At 57.8% G+C, this 16,812-nt stretch carries 14 protein-coding genes and 1 pseudogene; 7 read left to right on the top strand and 8 right to left on the bottom strand.

Annotation, left to right across the window (positions count from 1 at the left end; translation table 11 throughout):
• Positions 1 to 2: 2 nt before the first annotated feature.
• From F3I47_RS12675 to F3I47_RS12665, 3 genes are read left to right on the top strand one after another with little or no spacing between them, the layout of a single operon-like run.
• Positions 3 to 425 carry a DoxX family protein gene (locus tag F3I47_RS12675; RefSeq protein WP_150029294.1) on the top strand — a complete coding sequence of 141 codons (423 nt, stop codon included), beginning with the start codon at positions 3 to 5 and terminating at the stop codon, positions 423 to 425.
• Positions 412 to 2,040, top strand: coding sequence for an MFS transporter (locus F3I47_RS12670; protein ID WP_150029035.1), 1,629 nt, complete (start codon positions 412 to 414; stop codon positions 2,038 to 2,040). The genes F3I47_RS12675 and F3I47_RS12670 overlap by 14 nt, the downstream gene beginning before the upstream one ends.
• A gap of 50 nt (positions 2,041 to 2,090) precedes the next feature.
• Positions 2,091 to 2,912, top strand: a complete 822-nt coding sequence (locus F3I47_RS12665) for an alpha/beta fold hydrolase (RefSeq protein ID WP_150029034.1) — start codon at positions 2,091 to 2,093, stop codon at positions 2,910 to 2,912.
• Positions 2,913 to 3,041: 129 nt separating this feature from the next.
• Here F3I47_RS12665 and F3I47_RS12660 read toward each other — a convergent pair whose 3' ends face one another.
• The 7 genes from F3I47_RS12660 to F3I47_RS12630 all read right to left on the bottom strand — a co-directional run bounded on the left by F3I47_RS12660 (position 3,042) and on the right by F3I47_RS12630 (position 10,629).
• On the bottom strand, positions 3,042 to 4,022 hold the full coding sequence (locus F3I47_RS12660) for a LacI family DNA-binding transcriptional regulator (protein ID WP_150029033.1): 981 nt from the start codon (positions 4,020 to 4,022) through the stop codon (positions 3,042 to 3,044).
• Positions 4,023 to 4,068: 46 nt separating this feature from the next.
• On the bottom strand, positions 4,069 to 5,133 hold the full coding sequence (locus F3I47_RS12655; RefSeq protein WP_150029032.1) for a sugar phosphate isomerase/epimerase: 1,065 nt from the start codon (positions 5,131 to 5,133) through the stop codon (positions 4,069 to 4,071).
• A 26-nt stretch (positions 5,134 to 5,159) separates the two neighbouring features.
• On the bottom strand, positions 5,160 to 6,389 hold the full coding sequence (locus F3I47_RS12650; protein ID WP_150029031.1) for an MFS transporter: 1,230 nt from the start codon (positions 6,387 to 6,389) through the stop codon (positions 5,160 to 5,162).
• A 144-nt stretch (positions 6,390 to 6,533) separates the two neighbouring features.
• Positions 6,534 to 7,445, bottom strand: coding sequence for a DMT family transporter (locus F3I47_RS12645; RefSeq protein ID WP_150029030.1), 912 nt, complete (start codon positions 7,443 to 7,445; stop codon positions 6,534 to 6,536).
• A gap of 301 nt (positions 7,446 to 7,746) precedes the next feature.
• Positions 7,747 to 7,959, bottom strand: a complete 213-nt coding sequence (gene cspA, locus F3I47_RS12640) for an RNA chaperone/antiterminator CspA (RefSeq protein WP_003855207.1) — start codon at positions 7,957 to 7,959, stop codon at positions 7,747 to 7,749.
• 423 nt (positions 7,960 to 8,382) lie between these two features.
• On the bottom strand, positions 8,383 to 9,579 hold the full coding sequence (locus F3I47_RS12635; protein ID WP_150029029.1) for an MFS transporter: 1,197 nt from the start codon (positions 9,577 to 9,579) through the stop codon (positions 8,383 to 8,385).
• A 156-nt stretch (positions 9,580 to 9,735) separates the two neighbouring features.
• The gene (locus tag F3I47_RS12630) at positions 9,736 to 10,629 is read right to left on the bottom strand and encodes an ABC transporter six-transmembrane domain-containing protein (protein WP_150029028.1); all 894 of its coding nucleotides are present in this window, start codon (positions 10,627 to 10,629) and stop codon (positions 9,736 to 9,738) included.
• A 95-nt stretch (positions 10,630 to 10,724) separates the two neighbouring features.
• On the opposite strand from F3I47_RS12630, the gene F3I47_RS12625 reads away from it, so the two are divergent.
• The 3 genes from F3I47_RS12625 to F3I47_RS12615 all read left to right on the top strand — a co-directional run bounded on the left by F3I47_RS12625 (position 10,725) and on the right by F3I47_RS12615 (position 14,641).
• Positions 10,725 to 11,300 carry a TetR/AcrR family transcriptional regulator gene (locus F3I47_RS12625; RefSeq protein WP_150029293.1) on the top strand — a complete coding sequence of 192 codons (576 nt, stop codon included), beginning with the start codon at positions 10,725 to 10,727 and terminating at the stop codon, positions 11,298 to 11,300.
• Positions 11,301 to 11,774: 474 nt separating this feature from the next.
• Entirely contained in the window at positions 11,775 to 13,160 is a 1,386-nt protein-coding gene (locus tag F3I47_RS12620) for a diaminobutyrate--2-oxoglutarate transaminase (protein ID WP_009093017.1), read from the top strand.
• A gap of 14 nt (positions 13,161 to 13,174) precedes the next feature.
• Positions 13,175 to 14,641 carry an aspartate aminotransferase family protein gene (locus F3I47_RS12615; protein WP_058957822.1) on the top strand — a complete coding sequence of 489 codons (1,467 nt, stop codon included), beginning with the start codon at positions 13,175 to 13,177 and terminating at the stop codon, positions 14,639 to 14,641.
• Between the two features lie 356 nt (positions 14,642 to 14,997).
• Here the strand turns inward: F3I47_RS12615 and F3I47_RS12610 are convergent, their stop codons facing one another.
• Positions 14,998 to 16,302 (bottom strand): MFS transporter, encoded by a 1,305-nt coding sequence (locus F3I47_RS12610; RefSeq protein WP_150029027.1) that lies wholly within the window; start codon positions 16,300 to 16,302, stop codon positions 14,998 to 15,000.
• Between the two features lie 204 nt (positions 16,303 to 16,506).
• On the opposite strand from F3I47_RS12610, the pseudogene F3I47_RS12605 reads away from it, so the two are divergent.
• Positions 16,507 to 16,719 (top strand): annotated as a pseudogene (locus F3I47_RS12605) (VF530 family DNA-binding protein); the annotation flags it as partial.
• Positions 16,720 to 16,812: the final 93 nt, after the last annotated feature.

The raw sequence follows: 16,812 nt of genomic DNA, 5'->3' as shown, positions 1-16,812 counted from the left end.
TGATGAAGAACCTATCTGCTTACTCGCCCCGTCTTAATGCGGGGCTGTTCTTCCTGCGCCTGACCGGCAGCCTGCTGCTGTTACAGGTGCATGGCGTGCCGAAAATTCTGCATTTCAGCGAAGAACTGACGCGTATCGAGGATCCGTTTGGGCTGGGCCCGATGATGAGCCTGCTGCCGGCCATTCTGGCGGAAGTGATCTGCCCGATCCTCATTATCTTCGGCTGGGGGAGTCGGATTGCCTGCCTGCCCATCATCGGCGTTCTGCTGGTCGCGATGCTGGTGGTGCATCCGGACTGGTCACTGGCGGAGGGCCAGTTCGGCTGGCTGTTGCTGATCATCTTTACCACGCTGGCACTGACCGGGCCGGGCGACTGGCGGCTTGGCGCGGCAAAACCCCCGGAGGTTCGTCATGGCGCAGGCTAAGGATATTCAGCTGTCTGAACAGCCCCAGCCTGGTGAACAGCCCGCTGGCGAGGTGTCGCCCTTAGCGCCACTGCGCCAGCCGGTGTTCCGCATGCTCTGGATTGCGACCGTGGTCTCCAATATCGGGTCATGGATGAACGATGTGGGGGTCAACTGGAGCATGCTGACGCTGAGTGCTGACCCGCTGGCCGTCGCGCTGGTTCAGGCGGCCAGCAGCCTGCCGATGTTCCTGTTCGCGCTGCCTTCCGGCGTCATGGCCGATATCATTGACCGTCGTAAATACCTGCTCTTTTCTCAGCTCTGGACATTTATTGCCGCCGCCGGTCTGACGCTGCTCGCCTGGACCGGACAGGTGACACCGGAATACCTGCTGGCCGCCGCCTTTTTACTGAGCGCCGGGGCCGCCATGAGTTCGCCCCCCTTCCAGGCGATCGTGCCGGATCTGGTCGCAAAAAAGGAGCTGGGTGCCGCGATTGCCCTTAACTCGCTGGGTATCAATATCAGCCGCGCGATAGGTCCGGCGCTGGGCGGCCTGGTCCTGTCGTTTACCGGCCCGTGGATGGTCTTTCTGCTCAATGCGCTGTCGGTGCTGGGTGTGACCTGGGTGCTCTGGCGCTGGAAGGCGGAGCCGGCCATTCAGCGTCTGCCCCCTGAGCACTTCTTTTCGGCGGTGCGCGCCGGTCTGCGTTATGTTCACGCTGCACCGGTGTTGCGAAACGTCCTGGTTCGCACCCTGGCGTTCTTTCTGTTTGGCAGTGCGGGCTGGGCGCTGCTGCCGCTGGTGGCGCGGCGTGAACTCGGCCTTGGCCCCGGCGGCTACGGCATTATGCTGGCCTGCATTGGTGTCGGCGCGATTACCGGCGCGGTGCTGCTGCCGCGTCTGCGGCGTCATTTCAGTTCCGATCGCCTGATGGTCATCGCCAGCCTGATCTTCGCTCTGACCCTGCTGGCACTCGCCTTTGTGCGCCACTTCTGGCTGCTGAATGCGTGTGAGTTCTTCACCGGGCTGGCCTGGATTACGGTGCTGTCGACGCTGAATCTCGGCGCACAGCGCAGTGCCGCGAAGTGGGTGAAAGCGCGTGCGCTGGCGGTCTATCTGACGCTCTTCTTCGGTTCCATGACCGCAGGCAGCGCAATCTGGGGACAGCTCGCCTCCCGCTTCAGCATTCCGTTGTCACTCTGCATCGCCGCGGCAGGGATGGTCATCGCCAGCGCGACCGTCTGGCGCTGGCGGCTCGATCAGGACCCCGATCTCAACCTCGACATAATCGGGGATGGCGTCACACCCCCCGCACTGGATATCCGCCATGAACGCGGACCGGTGATGGTGAATTACGAATACCGGGTTACGCTTGATGATGTACACGCCTTTACGATCTGCATGCAGGATATGCGGCGGGTCAGGCGTCGCGGCGGCGCCATCAGCTGGTCTCTCTATGAAGATATTCTGCAGCCCGGCATTTTCGTGGAAACGTTTGTAGTGGGCTCCTGGGTCGAACATCTGCGGCAGAAGGCGCGCTACACCATGAACGATAAAAAGATTGAGCGGCGGGTTTTCGCCTTTCATCAGGGTGAAACCGCCCCTGAAGTTCGCTATCTGGTGGCCCCGGTTTAACGGGCGCATCACCGACATATCATCCATCACGTCAGACAGAGGGCAATATCATGAGCACCTTTAAAGCAACCGACGGCACGCAAATTTATTTTAAGGACTGGGGCACCGGCAAGCCTGTTTTATTCAGTCACGGCTGGCCGCTGGACGCGGATATGTGGGATAGCCAGATGAACTTCCTGGCCGGGCGCGGTTATCGCGTGATTGCCTTTGACCGCCGCGGTTTTGGTCGCTCCGATCAACCCTGGAACGGCAATAATTACGACACCTTTGCCTCAGATATCAACGATCTCATCACCCATCTGGATCTGCAGCAGGTGACGCTGGTCGGCTTCTCTATGGGTGGCGGCGACGTGACGCGCTACATCGGCCAGTATGGCAGCGATCGCGTGGCGGCGCTGGTGCTGCTGGGTGCCGTCACACCCATCTTTGGTAAAACGGCAGACTATCCGCAGGGGGTGGATATGTCGGTCTTTGAAGGTATCTGCGACGGCCTGCTTAAGGATCGTGCCCAGTTTATCAAAGAGTTTGCCACCCCCTTCTATGGCACCAACGCCGGGCAGACCGTTTCCGAGGGCGTCCTGACGCAGACGCTGAACATTGCCCTGCTGGCCTCGCTGAAAAGCACCGTGGATTGCGTGACGGCCTTTGCCGAAACCGATTTCCGTGCAGACGTGGCGAAGGTGAAGGTACCAACGCTGGTGATTCATGGCAGCAACGATCAGGTCGTTCCGTTTGAGTCTACCGGCAAAGTGGCGGCGGAGATGATTGAGGGGGCGGAACTGAAGGTTTATGACAATGCGCCACACGGTTTTGCGGTGACGCATCAGGATCAGCTGAATCAGGATCTGCTGGCCTTCCTGAACGCACTCTGACCCATACAGGGCGTAGCCGAGACTGCGCCCTTTTCACCCGCCTGCGCGCCTTGCCAGCGGCAGCCGGTTCATGCCAGATTATCCCCCGCTGTCCCTTCACCTCCCGTCATTGTGCCGGAATCCGCATCTTTAACCACTGGCCCGCACCACCAGCTCAGCCGGCATCACCACCCGTTGCGGCGGCACATCGGGCTGGGCAATTTTTTGCAGCAGCAGCTCGCAGGCCCGACGACCCATCACGCCTGAAGGCTGTGCCAGGGTCGTTAACGGAGGTGACACCATCTCCGCCAGGTCGCTGCCATCGAACCCCACCACGGCAATATCCTGCGGGATCTGCAGGCCCGCCTGCTGGATCGCCGCCATCGCCCCTGCTGCCAGCGTGTCAGACACGGCAAACACCGCATCGGGCCACGTCTCCCCGGCCAGTAGCGCAAGCATCGCCGCTTTACCGGCGCTGAAACTCAACGCGCTGGCGCAGATGATGCTCTGCCATTCCCGCTGCTCCTCTTCCAGTTGCCGGAGGTAGCCCTGCTGCCGCAGCCGGGCATATTTGTAGCTCAGATCATGATTGATCAGCGCAATACGCTGGCGTCCCCGGGCGGCCAGATGTCGCACCACAGCCTGCGCGGCGCGCTGATCGTCAATGCCGACGCAGGAGACCCGCCCCTCATCATCGTGTTCGGCGCACTGCACCCAGGGCGCAGCGCCAATCAGCTGACTCAGCTCCGGCAGCTTACTGAAAGCATCCATGGTGATGATGCCATCCACCATCTTGCCGGAAAGCAGTTGCAGACTGGATCGCGACCGGGCGATATCGGCCCCCGAATTACAGAGCAGAATGCGATACCCCTGTTGCTCCGCCTGCGTCTCAATGCCTTTAACCACCTCAGCGCAGAAGGGGTTAGAGATATCGGAGACCAGTACCAGAATCATCGAGCTGCGGGCGGTGCGCAGCTGTCGCGCCAGCAGGTTGGGCTGATAACGGCTCTCTTCTATCGCCGCCAGCACTTTCTCCCGGTTGGCCGGTTTAACCCGGTCGCTGTTATTCAGCACTCTGGAAACCGTGGCGACGGACACCCCGGCCATCCGGGCGATTTTCTGAACAGACATAGCGCTCCCTGTTTTAATCCTGTGCGGTTCCGGTTATCCGCGCACTTCACGCGTCGCGATCCAGCCCCAGCTGCTGACGCACTGACGGGCGGTTTTCACCGGACGCGGCAAAATCATCAAAGGCGCGATCGGCCACCGGAATAATATGACGCTGGATAAACGCCGCACCTTCCCGCGCGCCCGTCTCACCCGCCTTCAGGCAACACTCCCACTCCAGTACCGCCCAGCCGTCATAGTCATACTGCGCCAGCTTACTGAAGATGCCGCCGAAGTCTATCTGGCCGTCGCCCGGCGAGCGAAAACGCCCGGCGCGCGTCAGCCAGGGCTGATAGCCGCCATAGACCCCGCTACGCCCGTTAATCTGATACTCCGCGTCCTTGACGTGAAAGGCTTTGATGCGTGAATGGTAGTGGTCGATGAACTGCAGATAATCGATGTGTTGCAGGTGAAGATGGCTGGGATCGAACAGGATATTGCAACGGGGATGATGATTGACCTCAGCCAGAAAACGTTCAAACGTGACACCGTCATGCAGATCTTCGCCGGGATGGATCTCATAACAGAGATCAACACCGTGCTGGTCAAAAACGTCCAGCAGCGGCAACCAGCGGCGCGCCAGTTCGGCAAAGGCTTCTGCAAACAGCGCGGCATTGTGGGGCGGCCAGGGATAGAACCAGGGCCAGGCAAGCGAGCCGGAGAAGGTGGCGTGAGCGCGCAGGCCGAGCCTTTCCGACGCGGCTGCGGCACGTCTGAGGGTGGTCATCGCCCACTCCGTGCGCCTGGCAGGATCGCCACGCAGCGTTGCCGGTGCAAAATTATCGAAAGCGCTATCGAAGACGGGATTGACGGCAATCAGCTGTCCTTCCAGATGCGTCGACAGTTCGCTGATTTCGAGGCCAGAATCGGCCAGCACCCCCCGCACGTCATCACAGTAAGTCTGGCTCACCGCCGCCTGTTCAAGGTCAAAAATGGCGGGCTGATGGCAGGGGATCTGCAGCGCCCGGTATCCCAGTCCCGCCGCCCATTCCGCCAGTCCGGCCAGCGAGTTGAACGGAGGCTGAGAGGTAATGAACTGTGACAGGAAGAGTCCCGGCCCTTTAACTGTTTTCATCTGTCGCTCCTGCGCGCCGCCAGCGCTTATTCACGGTATCGGAATGAGAAGAAGAAAATAATCGCGATCAGCGCGGCGGCGCCCGCCGGGATCCACCAGAACAGCGCCCAGTTCTGCGCACTCACCTGACCCGCAACCAGATGGTTGTAGAGCGCGCCGGAGATTTGCGAACCCAGCAGCATGCCGATGCCATAGGTGAACATCACCACCATGCTCTGTGCCTGTCCCTTGACCTTTTCACCGGCGATGCGATCGGTGTAGATAAATCCCACCACAAAAAAGAAGTCGTAGCAGACGCCATGCAGCAGAATGCCGAGGTAGATCAGGGTGCGCGTCTCATCACTCATGCCCAGTGCAAACAGGGCATAACGCACAAACCACGCTGACATGCCAATCAGCAGCATCGCCTTCACGCCAAGGCGGCGAAACAGCAGCGGGATGATCAGCATGAAGAGAATTTCAGACATCTGACCCAGTGACATCAGTGTGCTGACGTTGCGGACACCGGCATCCGCCAGCCAGGAGGCGGTGAAGGCGTAGTAGGTGCCCAGCGGAATCGAGATCAGGGTGGCGCACAGCGCGAAGACAAAGAAATGACGCTGTTTAAGCAGGGCAAAGGCATCCGCGCAGAAGAGATCGCGGACTTTCACCGGCAGACCTTTAGCCGGCGCTGGCGTGTGCGGCAGCGTCAGGCTGTAAAGAGCGAGCAGCACGGAACAGAGTGCGGCCAGCTGGAACACGGCCACACTGTCGGCAATCGCGGCGACGCCAATAAAGATCCCCGCCGCAATCCAGCCGATAGTGCCGAAAACCCTGACGATGGGAAAACTCTTCTCACTGCTGGCGAGGCTGTGAAAAGCGATGTTGTTTGCGAGCGCCAGCGTCGGCATAAAGCAGAGCGTGTAGCCAAATAACAGCGCGATCAGCAGCGCCCCGTTCTCTGCCATAAGTGCCTGTGGCACAAACCAGAGAATCATCGCACCGGCCAGATTCATCACCGCCATCACCTTCTGGGAAGGGAAAAAGCGATCCACCAGCATGCCGAGCACAAACGGCGACAGAATCGAGGCGATAGGCCCGGCAGAGAAGGCATCCCCGATCAGCAACGGCATGTTGTGGCGGGTCATGACCAGGCCCAGCGTCACCGACCAGCTGCCCCAGATAAAGAACTGCATAAACATCATCAGAGAGAGGCGCGGAACCAGCAGCTTATGCTGCACCCGCTGGCCTGCACTCTCCTGCACCGTTGCAATCATAGGAACCTCACCTGTGAGTCATCGATTACCTTGTCTGAGTGTAAAAGTAATCGATTACAAAATGAGCTTCTCTCGCCGGGATCACAAATTATTAACGCTGCGTTATCATTGCGCGCTTTATACACACGCGCCGGACGCTGCAGATCATGAGCTGACATTCGCCATCTGCGTTTTGCGGAAACGATAACGCTCATAGAGCACGGCGTAGAGACCGCCTGTTACCACCAGGATCGCACCGACCACGGTGGCAGAGTCCGGCAGGCTGCCCAGCAGCAGATAGCCCACCGCCACCGACCAGATCAGGGTGGTGTAGTCAAACGGGGCTAGTAGTGAGGCCTCGGCGTAGCGCAGACTCAGCGTCATCAGAATCTGGGTGATGCCGCCCAGCAACCCGCAGCCCACCAGCAACGCCAGTTGATTGCCCTGCGGCACCTTCCATCCGGCAGGCAGCGTAACCAGCGACGTTAAGGCGGTGGTAATGGCGAACCAGAAAGCGATGGCTCCCGGTTTCTCTTTGCCGTTAAGAAAGCGGATCTGAACCAGCGCACAGGCGGTGCAGAATGCGGCCATTAACGCCAGCAGGATCCCGGCCGACGCGGAGAGCGAGAAGCTGCCCTGCTGCGTCAGCGAGAGATGCCCGGAGAACATGACCAGAATGCCGCTGAATCCCATAAACACGGCAACCCAGCGGTGATGACGGACTTTTTCACGCAGCAGCAGTGCCGCCAGCAGCACGGTAAACAGCGGCGCGGCATAGTTGATCGCGGTGGCATCGGTCAGTGAGATATAAAGTAGCGAAAGATAGCTGAAATAGAGCCCACCGGTCCCCGCCAGCCCACGCACAACGTGGCCGCGAATGTTACGGGTGCGGATGCCGTCCAGCACGCTGCCCTGGATACGCAGCCAGATGAGCAGCGGCACCAGCGCCAGCAGCGAGCGAAAAAAGATCACTTCGCCAACCGGTATCGCCCCATCCAGTTGTTTCACACAGGCCAGCATCAGCGTGGAGCTCAGCGCAGCCATGACCTTCATTGCGATGCCAGCAGAGGCGTTCATAGAGCAGATAACCTTCCGGGTGGTAAACGTCAGCAGGAGAAGTTCTTTGCCTCTATAGTCGCACAGCCATAAACGGCTATCTGCCGCGATAAGCCTGCTGACGGCATTTTATCTTTTTTTCTCACCGTTTTACGGCATGAAGAGGTCCGCGGCTCAGCCGCTGTCAGGAGGGAATGGCTTAGTGGCTGGCTTCAGAACGCAAAAAACCCGCACAGGGCGGGTTTTTTCAATCATCAATGCTCGCTTAACTGCTCAGGCTGTTGCCGTCATCGCTATCGTAAGCCGCATTGATCATCAGATGTTACATCGGGACAACGTTTGCCGCTGATGGGCCTTTAGCGCCGTTTTCAATGGTGAATTCGACCTGCTGACCTTCATCGAGGGTTTTATAATCGTTGCTCTGAATGGCAGAGAAATGAACGAATACATCTTTGCTGCCATCCTGCGGGGAGATAAAACCAAAACCTTTGCCCGCATCAAACCATTTTACTAAACCAGTCATTTTATTCGACATCGATACTTCCTTAATAATGAGCCACAAGGTGGCAGAGATGGCCTGTCTTCCAGAAATAAACTTACCAGGATTTTAGGAGGAGACTCACGAAGAAGGGGTATCTTGAGATATCGCTTGCACTGAGGACTGCTTGACTAAAACTGCTTTGATAAGGTCTGTGTTCCAAACCGATGACGCTATTAAGTCATGCCTGCCCGACATTAGCAAACATTATTTTAATTTAATTTTAACATCCAGACGGCCAGGCATCTTTACTGATTTATCTGGCCTTTTTTATTTCCTGAACGGCGGAAAAGATAACGAACGCTGAATCTTCATAGCCGCAACCCGGTTCTGAGGCTGGCTGCACCCCGTTTCCCACGGGTCTCAGCCAGCCCCGCGCAGCGACAACCCCGGCTGCCGCTGCGCCCTGCCCGGCGGCTATCAGGCCAGTTCAGCCTGCTGGCGGGCGGCATGCCGCGCCGTCATTACAAAGACCATCAGGCCACCGACCCCCAGCGCCACGCCAACCCACGCCGTTGACAGCCAGCCATAACCCAGCGACACCGTCAGGCCACCGAGATAGGCGCCCATCGCATTGGCGATATTCAGCGCCGAATGGTTCATCGCGGCTGCCAGGGTCTGTGACTCATTGGCAACATCCATCAGGCGGATCTGCAGTGATGGCAGCAGCACTGAACAGGTGCCGATCAGGAAGGTCGCCAGTAGGCCGGTTGCCACATGCTGGACCAGCACCGGGAAGGCCAGCATCACCAGCACGTTCCAGAGCAGTGTCCAGCCGATAATGTTCAGCACCGGCCCGTCCGCCAGACGGCCACCGACCAGATTACCGATGATCATCCCCAGCCCGAACGCCACCATCGCCCACGGGATCAGCGAGGGAGAGATACCCGCGATGTTAATCAGCGTCGGCGCGATATAGCTGAAGATCGCAAACATGCCGCCAAAACCGACGGCGCCCACCAGCAGAGTCAGCAGCACCTGCGCGTTTTTCAGCGCACCCAGTTCACGCAGCGGATGAGCCTCTGTATCGCCGGGTGTATAAGGCACATAGCGACCAATCAGCAGACAGGTCAGCAGACCAATCGCGCCGACAAAGGTGAAGACCACGTGCCAGCTGAACAGCTGACCTATCCAGGAGCCGAGCGGCACCCCAATCAGGGTGGCCACCGTCAGTCCCAGCATCAGCGAGGCCAGCGCACGCCCCCGCCGCGCCGGCGACACCAGTGACGCCGCGACCAGTGAGGCCACGCCAAAGTAAGCGCCGTGCGGCAGGCCGGTCAGAAAACGCGCCACGATCAGGCCGTGATAATTGTCGGCCATCGCGCTGGCGACGTTGCCGATGCTGAACAGTGCCATCAGGATGAGCAGCAGCGATTTACGCGCCATCCGCGCCGCCAGCACCGCAATAAATGGCGCGCCAACCACCACCCCCAGCGCATAACTGGCGATGGCGTTGCCCGCCTGCGGTTCGGTGATGGCGAGCGAGCGCGACACGTCCGGCAGCAGGCCCATCATGATGAATTCGCCGGTTCCGATGCCGAAGCCGCCCAGTGCAAGGGCCAGCAATGCCCAGCGGACAAAACCGGCATCGTCGGTTTTATGATCTTTTCTTAACAAAATGGATTCCCAATGGCCTGATCTGAAAAACTGAAGTGAGCCGGAGGAAGGAAGCAGAGCGTGTTCCGTCCGGATGAAGCGGCCAGACTATAAAAAGTCAGACCGCGCATGGCAACCCATTTTGTGATCTGGCGCACATTCCATCCGCACAGGCGACTATGGCATGCCGGTATTCACCCGACGGCCAATGTCTTTCAGCTGCGAATACTTCTCCAGCAGCTGAGGGCCATCATCGAGGCTCATGGCAAACATCCACATATAGGTCATTACCGAATAGATGTGACCCGCGCTGGTGCCACCCCGGCCCGCCATTAACGCGATGGTGCCAGCAAACAGCAGCGCGGCCATGCTGCCGATGGCCAGATAACCGCAGGCTTCCCGATTAGAGAGACGGATACGCAGGCTGGCTAAAACCCCATAGTGACGGCCGAGTGAAGCGGCGTTCGCATGGGTAACGAAATTCACCTCTTTCTCCAGCCGGTTGTTAAGTCGATTAAACAACGCATCATTTTTGCGGGTAAAGCCTGGCAGAAAACAGGCGAAAAACAGCAGGATCGCCAGGCACCCTGCGCCAGTCCAGAACTCAATGGCCAGCAGCATCACCGCCGCCCCGGTCATCGACGCCAGCGAGGTAATCAGCACCGGCAGATGTTTCTCAAAGAAATCGACAAACTCACGTGATAGCGCCACCCTTGCCGCAATCGTCGACGCGCTCTGATTTTCGCTGCGCTGCGCCACAATCACTGGCACCGCCAGCTCCGCATAGATGCGGGCAAAGGTGTGGGTGTCGACGCTGCGCCGGGCTGCGCCAATCGCCCACATGGTAAACACCATCGCCGCATAGAGTATCGCCTGCCACGTTCTGCCGGAGAGGATGGCATTGATAGCAAAGCCCGCCAGCAGCGGATAAAGCAGATACATGACATTTTCCGCGACCACCAGCAGCAGCGTAAAGAAGAGCTTGCGGCGATGGCGACGGCCAAGCGCTTTCAGTGTCAGAATAGCGCTGCGGGGAGCCGCAACGGGAAGGATAAGTTTAGAGGAAGACATCGTTTCTGTTTCTGATAGTGTTATCCTTGAGCGGTTGCTCAAGTATGAAAAAGAGTCTATTTGAGCGTTTGCTCAAAGTCAATGTGAGAGTCATGATGAAAGCGTCAGCAGAAGCACTGAAGACAAAAATCCTGGATGCCGCGATAGCATTATTTATTGAGAAAGGGATAGAAAAGGTCACCACCCGCGAGCTCACCGAGTCGGTGGGCATTTCACGCAGCCACATTTATCACTACTTCAGTAACTGGCAGAGCCTCTGTCTGGCCGCACTGGAGCGCTTCATGCGGCAGGATTATGAAGCCTTCGCAGATTCCCTGTCCGGCCTCATGCCGCGTCAGAAACTGCTGCGCCTCTTTGAAAGCCATCTGCCCGCCGCACCGGATGCCACCTGGCAGCTTTATGCCTCCTTCTGGCAGAGTGCGGCACACTATCAGCCCTATGCCGGGCTGGCAGAGACGATGACGGCAGAGTGGCAGGAACTGATGGAAACCATTATCCGTGACGGCGTCACTGACGGGACACTGCGCTGCGCCGATATCGCCCGCACCGCCAGACAGATCAGCGCCATGCTTAACGGTTATGCCGACTTACTGACGGTTAATCCCTCAGAAGCGAAGGCGCGTGAAGCGCTGGCGGATTTAAACCACTTTATAGATTGTGTGCTGGGATAAAGGGATTAAACCGCGCACTGACCCAACTGCAACGGGACGTTTTTAATTAAATGTTAAAAAAAGGTTTATTATTTTAATTGGTCATTACATCTATAGCGGGATATATGCAGCTTCGCTAATTAAACTGACTTATGCTTTTTCTGTCTGAAAAGTGCCCTTTTTGATAGCGTTTCGCCTCCGAAACAGCTGTTTACACAGATTATTATCATTGACTTAGCACAGGCTGTGAGCTGTAAGCCGGTGTTTTTTCGCCATTTATTATTTAACCATTAGCGAAGCGGCAGTAAAGCATGCGGTCACAATCTCAACAACTGATTGATAACTATAGTAAAGAAGCACTTTTTTTCTGATCAAATTAATCATTGAGTCGGACCTTAAAAACCCCTATATTGGCCGCGCTTTAAACATACCCATGACTTTTTTAATTCATTTATTCAACTGAGACGTTACTCCCGTCGCGGTTGTAGGAGAGATATGATGACGGATAAAGTCCGTATTGACAGTTCGAATGCACAGACATTAAACGCAACCAATGAGACCTATTTAGCCCGTCAGGCCGAATTTGAATCTAACGTTCGAAGTTATCCGCGCAAATTGCCGTTCGCTATTGCGAAAGCACAGGGTGTCTGGATCACCGACGTCGAGAACAATCAGTATCTTGATTGTCTTGCGGGTGCCGGAACGCTGGCATTGGGCCATAACCACCCAGACGTTCTGCAGAGCATTCAAAATGTCATTACCAGCGGCTTGCCGTTACATACTCTGGATTTAACCACGCCGTTAAAAGACGCGTTTTCTGAGTACCTGCTCTCCCTGTTACCAGGCCAGGGCAAGGATTACTGCCTGCAGTTTACCGGCCCGTCCGGCGCCGATGCCGTGGAAGCGGCGCTGAAGCTGGCGAAAAAGCACACCGGCCGTTCCGGTGTTATCAGCTTCTCCGGTGCCTACCACGGTATGACCCATGGCGCGCTGTCAGTGACCGGTAACCTGTCACCGAAAGAAGCCGTTGACGGCATGATGCCGGAAGTGCAGTTCATGCCTTATCCGCACCTCTACCGCTGCCCGCTGGGCATTGGCGGCGAAGCGGGCGTGAAAGCGCTGACCTACTATTTTGAAAACCTGATCAACGACGTTGAGAGCGGTGTACGTAAACCTGCGGCGGTCATTCTGGAAGCCGTTCAGGGTGAAGGCGGCGTGAACCCGGCTCCGGCGGAATGGCTGCAGCGCATTCGTAAAGTCACCCAGGAGCACGGCATCCTGCTGATCCTCGACGAAGTTCAGGCAGGCTTTGCCCGTACCGGTAAATTCTTCGCCTTCGAGCACGCGGGTATTGAGCCAGACATCATCGTGATGTCCAAAGCTGTGGGTGGCGGTCTGCCACTGGCCGTTCTGGGCATTAAGAAAGAGTTCGATGCCTGGTCACCGGGTCATCACACCGGCACCTTCCGCGGAAACCAGCTGGCGATGGCAACCGGCCTGACCACGCTGAAACTGCTGAAAGAGAACAACATCGCAGATAAAGTCGCGGCACAGGGCGAACTGCTGAAAGGCAAACTGAACGAACTGCAGCAGCGCTACCCGGTGATTGGCAACGTCCGTGGCCTGGGTCTGATGATCGGTATCGAGCTGGTGAAACCTGACGAAGCCGCTGATCATATGGGCAGCTTCCCGGCTGACGGCGAGCTCTCTGCGCTGGTACAGAAGAAATGTTTCGAGAACGGCCTGATCCTGGAGCGCGGGGGACGTCACGGTAGCGTATTGCGCCTGCTGCCTTCCCTGCTGATCACCGATGCTGAACTTGACGTGTTTATGGATAAATTTGAAAACGCCCTGCTGTCAGCTGGCGTGAAACCAGTATAAGTGGAGTGAATGCAATGTCCCGGTTAAACCCAATCCTGGCGGCCTCATCTCAGAGTACCGAGGCCTACCAGCAGGCGATCGCCCAGAGTAGCGCGGCGGTCGTTAAGTGGCTGGAACAACCTGAGATGTATCAGGGAAAAACCGTCGCAGAGCTGCGCGAGCGTATTACGCTGGACTTCAATCCTGACGGCCTGGGCAACCAGGCTGCGATTGAACGTGCCATTGAGTACTTCCTGAAAGACAGCCTGTCGGTGCATCACCCACAGTGTGTGGCGCACCTGCACTGCCCTAGCCTGGTGATCAGCCAGGCGGCGGAAGTGCTGATCAACGCCACCAACCAGAGTATGGACTCCTGGGATCAGGCTCCCTCTGCAACCCTGATTGAGATGAAGCTGATCGAATGGCTGCGTACCCAGGTGGGTTATCAGCCGGGCGATGCCGGTGTCTTCACCAGCGGCGGCACCCAGAGCAACCTGATGGGCCTGATGCTGGCGCGCGACGCATGGTATGCCCGTCAGGGTCATTCTGTTCAGCAGGATGGCTTAACCGGTGACCTGAAGAAGATGAAAGTCTTCTGTTCAGAAAATGCGCACTTCTCCGTTCAGAAGAACATGGCGCTGCTGGGTCTGGGTTATCAGTCCGTTACGCAGGTGAAAACCGATAGCTTTGCCCGCATGGATATGGATGACCTGCGTCACAAGCTGGCCGCAGCCAAAGCCAACGGCGAGCATATTCTGGCGATTGTTGCCACCGCAGGCACCACCGATGCCGGTGCAATCGATCCGCTGCGTGAAATTGCCACGCTGGCGGCTGAAGAGAACATCTGGGTTCACGTGGATGCTGCGTGGGGCGGCGCACTGCTGCTCTCCGAGCTGTATCGCGACTATCTGGACGGCATTGAGCTGGTGGACTCCATTACGCTGGACTTCCACAAGCAGTTCTTCCAGACCATCAGCTGTGGCGCTTTCCTGCTGAAGGAAGCACGTCACTACGAGCTGATGCGTTACCAGGCTGCGTATCTGAACTCTGAGTTTGACGAAGCGCAGGGCGTACCGAATCTGGTGTCGAAATCCCTGCAGACCACCCGCCGTTTTGATGCACTGAAACTGTGGATGGGTCTGGAAGCCCTGGGTCAGAAACAGTATGCCGCCATCATCGACCACGGTGTGACGCTGGCACAGCACGTTGCAGCATATGTGGATGCGCAGCCGGCGCTGGAGCTGGTAATGAAGCCGCAGCTGGCGAGCGTGCTGTTCCGCTACCGTCCGGCGCATCTGGCGCACCTCAGCGACGCGGATATCGCGCTGCTGAACCAGCGTATCGGTGATGCCCTGCTGGAGTCGGGCCGTGCTAACGTCGGCGTGACCGAGCACGATGGCGTGACCTGTCTGAAGATGACGCTGCTCAACCCGACCGTGACGCTGGAAGACATTAAAATCCTGCTGACGCTGGTAGAAACCACAGCTCAGCAGCTGGTTTAACAGTTCTGCTAAAACTCTGAAGGGCGCCTGAAGGCGCCCTTTTTTTATGCCGCTGTTTCCCTCTTTGCACGCTTTCCGGTCAATTCAGTATCAGGATCAAAGAATGCGATCCCGCCATCAGGCACTCTCTATGGGTGTTGTAATTAAAGCCGCGCTGGCCAGCCGTTACGGCCCCGGTATCAGACCTCACTGAACTGTCAGGAATGCACATTTACTATCATGCGTAAAATTTTCATCCTCCTTCTGGCGTTAGCGATGGCCGCCATCATCCTGATCGCCGATAGTCACGGGACCAAGGTTCACAACCGCGATCAGATTTTCAGCCTGAATGCCCCCTCCGGGCGCTGAGCCTGCGGTCACCCCTCATCCAGCGCTCGCTTATGATCGTCTTTGTTCAGCGTCATCAGCGCCACAATACTGACCAGTGCGGTCGCCATGACATACCAGGCGGGAATATCGGGATTGCCCGTCTCTTTAATCAGCCCGGTGATGATCAGACCGGCACAGCCGGAGAAGAGCGCGTTAGAGAGTGAATAGGCAAGGCCCAGACCGGTATAACGCACCCGCGTCGGAAACATCTCTGACAGCATCGCCGGTCCCGGCCCGGCCAGCAGGCCCACCACACCCCCTGCGATAAAGACCACCAGCCCTTTCAGCCCGGTTGCGGTGTTCTCAGCCTGCAACAGGTTGAGCAGCGGCAGAGAGAGCACCAGCAGCAGGATCGCCGCCGAGACCATCACCGTCCGGCGGCCTATCCTGTCGCTCAGCATTCCCGCCGGAATAATCGTGACGGCAAACCCGAGGTTCGAAATCACCGCAATCAGCAGCGCCTCATTAAAGCCGGTGTGCAGTGAGGCCTGCAGGTAGGTCGGCATAATCACCAGCCAGGTGTACCCGGCCGCCGACCACACCATCAGCCGGCAGATGCCGAGCAGAATCGTTTTCAGGGTGTCACTCAGGCTGGCGGTCACTTTTTCGCGGGGCTGCGTCTGCTGCCGGATAAACGCCGGAGTCTCCTCCATGCCAGCCCGCAGCCAGAGCGCGATGCCCCCCAGCGGCAGGGCAATAAAGAACGGAATCCGCCATCCCCAGCTCAGCATCTCTTCCGGCGTCAGCAGCCGCGAAAGCAGCGCAACGATCGCTGCACCCGCCAGCAATCCCAGCGCAACGGTAAAGGATTGCCAGGCACCATACAGGCCACGCCTGCCGGGCGGAGCAAATTCGGTCATCAGCGACACCGCCCCGCCATACTCGCCTCCGGCAAACAGCCCCTGCAGAATACGCAGCCCGGTAACGATCAGGGGAGCCAGCACGCCCAGCTGGGCATAGGTCGGCACCAGGCCGATAGCCGCAGTGGCCAGCGTCATCATGATCAGCACAAAAATCAGGGTGGGCTTGCGCCCAATCCTGTCGCCCATCCGGCCAAACAGCACGGCGCCAAGCGGACGGAAGAAAAAGGCGATGGCAAAAGAGGCGTAGGTCAGCAGGATACCGGTCAGCGCGGATTCGCCCTGAAGCCGGAAGAAGTTCTCCGCAATCAGGGTAGCCAGGAAGCCATAAACGGCAAACTCATACCATTCAATGAAATTTCCGACCGAACCGGCAATCAGGGCACGTTTGCGGCGGGGGGAGCTGAGCAGATCAGTATCGGAAGCGGACATGGCAGGCGATCCTCAGTCAATTACGGGTCGCTTATGATTAGCACAATCGCTGCCCGGCTGCGCACGCTTCTGCCTGCCGCGTTAGCGCGGACACAGAAAAAGGGCGATAGCACGGTGTGGCAGACCTTTTTCATCCTCAGCCCTTGCACATCCGCTTCACCGTTGTCAGGATGTGCGCCATTGACTGAATCAGGCGAAAAGAAAATGAACGCGCACACCTCAAAAGATCCTCTGCACGGCGTCACTCTGGAGATGCAGATCAACCATTTAGTCGCGCAGTATGGCTGGGCGGAGCTGGGAAATCGGGTCAACATCAACTGCTTTAAAAACGATCCCAGCGTGAAATCGAGCCTGAAGTTTCTGCGACGCACCCCCTGGGCGCGGGCGGAAGTGGAAGCGCTCTATCTCGCCTCGCTAAAAGCGTAACGCAGCACACTTGTTTCTCTTAAGCATAACCGGGGTGAGTCTGAGCTTATCCACTGTTGTTACTGATGCTGCACATCCCGGCAT

Source organism: Pantoea sp. M_10, assembly GCF_008631515.1.
Classification (GTDB): Bacteria; Pseudomonadota; Gammaproteobacteria; order Enterobacterales; family Enterobacteriaceae; genus Pantoea; species Pantoea anthophila.
Note: the sequence above shows the minus strand (reverse complement) of the source record. Positions and strands in the feature narration are given on the sequence as shown.

What these genes read in the sequence shown, in the direction of transcription:
- F3I47_RS12665 (WP_150029034.1), top strand. Translation starts at nt 2,091, where the DNA reads ATGAGCACCTTTAAAGCAACCGACGGCACGCAAATTTATTTTAAGGAC.
- F3I47_RS12650 (WP_150029031.1), bottom strand. Translation starts at nt 6,389, where the DNA reads ATGATTGCAACGGTGCAGGAGAGTGCAGGCCAGCGGGTGCAGCATAAG.
- F3I47_RS12675 (WP_150029294.1), top strand. Translation starts at nt 3, where the DNA reads ATGAAGAACCTATCTGCTTACTCGCCCCGTCTTAATGCGGGGCTGTTC.
- F3I47_RS12670 (WP_150029035.1), top strand. Translation starts at nt 412, where the DNA reads ATGGCGCAGGCTAAGGATATTCAGCTGTCTGAACAGCCCCAGCCTGGT.
- F3I47_RS12630 (WP_150029028.1), bottom strand. Translation starts at nt 10,629, where the DNA reads ATGTCTTCCTCTAAACTTATCCTTCCCGTTGCGGCTCCCCGCAGCGCT.
- cspA (WP_003855207.1), bottom strand. Translation starts at nt 7,959, where the DNA reads ATGTCGAATAAAATGACTGGTTTAGTAAAATGGTTTGATGCGGGCAAA.
- F3I47_RS12645 (WP_150029030.1), bottom strand. Translation starts at nt 7,445, where the DNA reads ATGAACGCCTCTGCTGGCATCGCAATGAAGGTCATGGCTGCGCTGAGC.
- F3I47_RS12610 (WP_150029027.1), bottom strand. Translation starts at nt 16,302, where the DNA reads ATGTCCGCTTCCGATACTGATCTGCTCAGCTCCCCCCGCCGCAAACGT.
- F3I47_RS12615 (WP_058957822.1), top strand. Translation starts at nt 13,175, where the DNA reads ATGTCCCGGTTAAACCCAATCCTGGCGGCCTCATCTCAGAGTACCGAG.
- F3I47_RS12625 (WP_150029293.1), top strand. Translation starts at nt 10,725, where the DNA reads ATGAAAGCGTCAGCAGAAGCACTGAAGACAAAAATCCTGGATGCCGCG.
- F3I47_RS12620 (WP_009093017.1), top strand. Translation starts at nt 11,775, where the DNA reads ATGATGACGGATAAAGTCCGTATTGACAGTTCGAATGCACAGACATTA.
- F3I47_RS12660 (WP_150029033.1), bottom strand. Translation starts at nt 4,022, where the DNA reads ATGTCTGTTCAGAAAATCGCCCGGATGGCCGGGGTGTCCGTCGCCACG.
- F3I47_RS12655 (WP_150029032.1), bottom strand. Translation starts at nt 5,133, where the DNA reads ATGAAAACAGTTAAAGGGCCGGGACTCTTCCTGTCACAGTTCATTACC.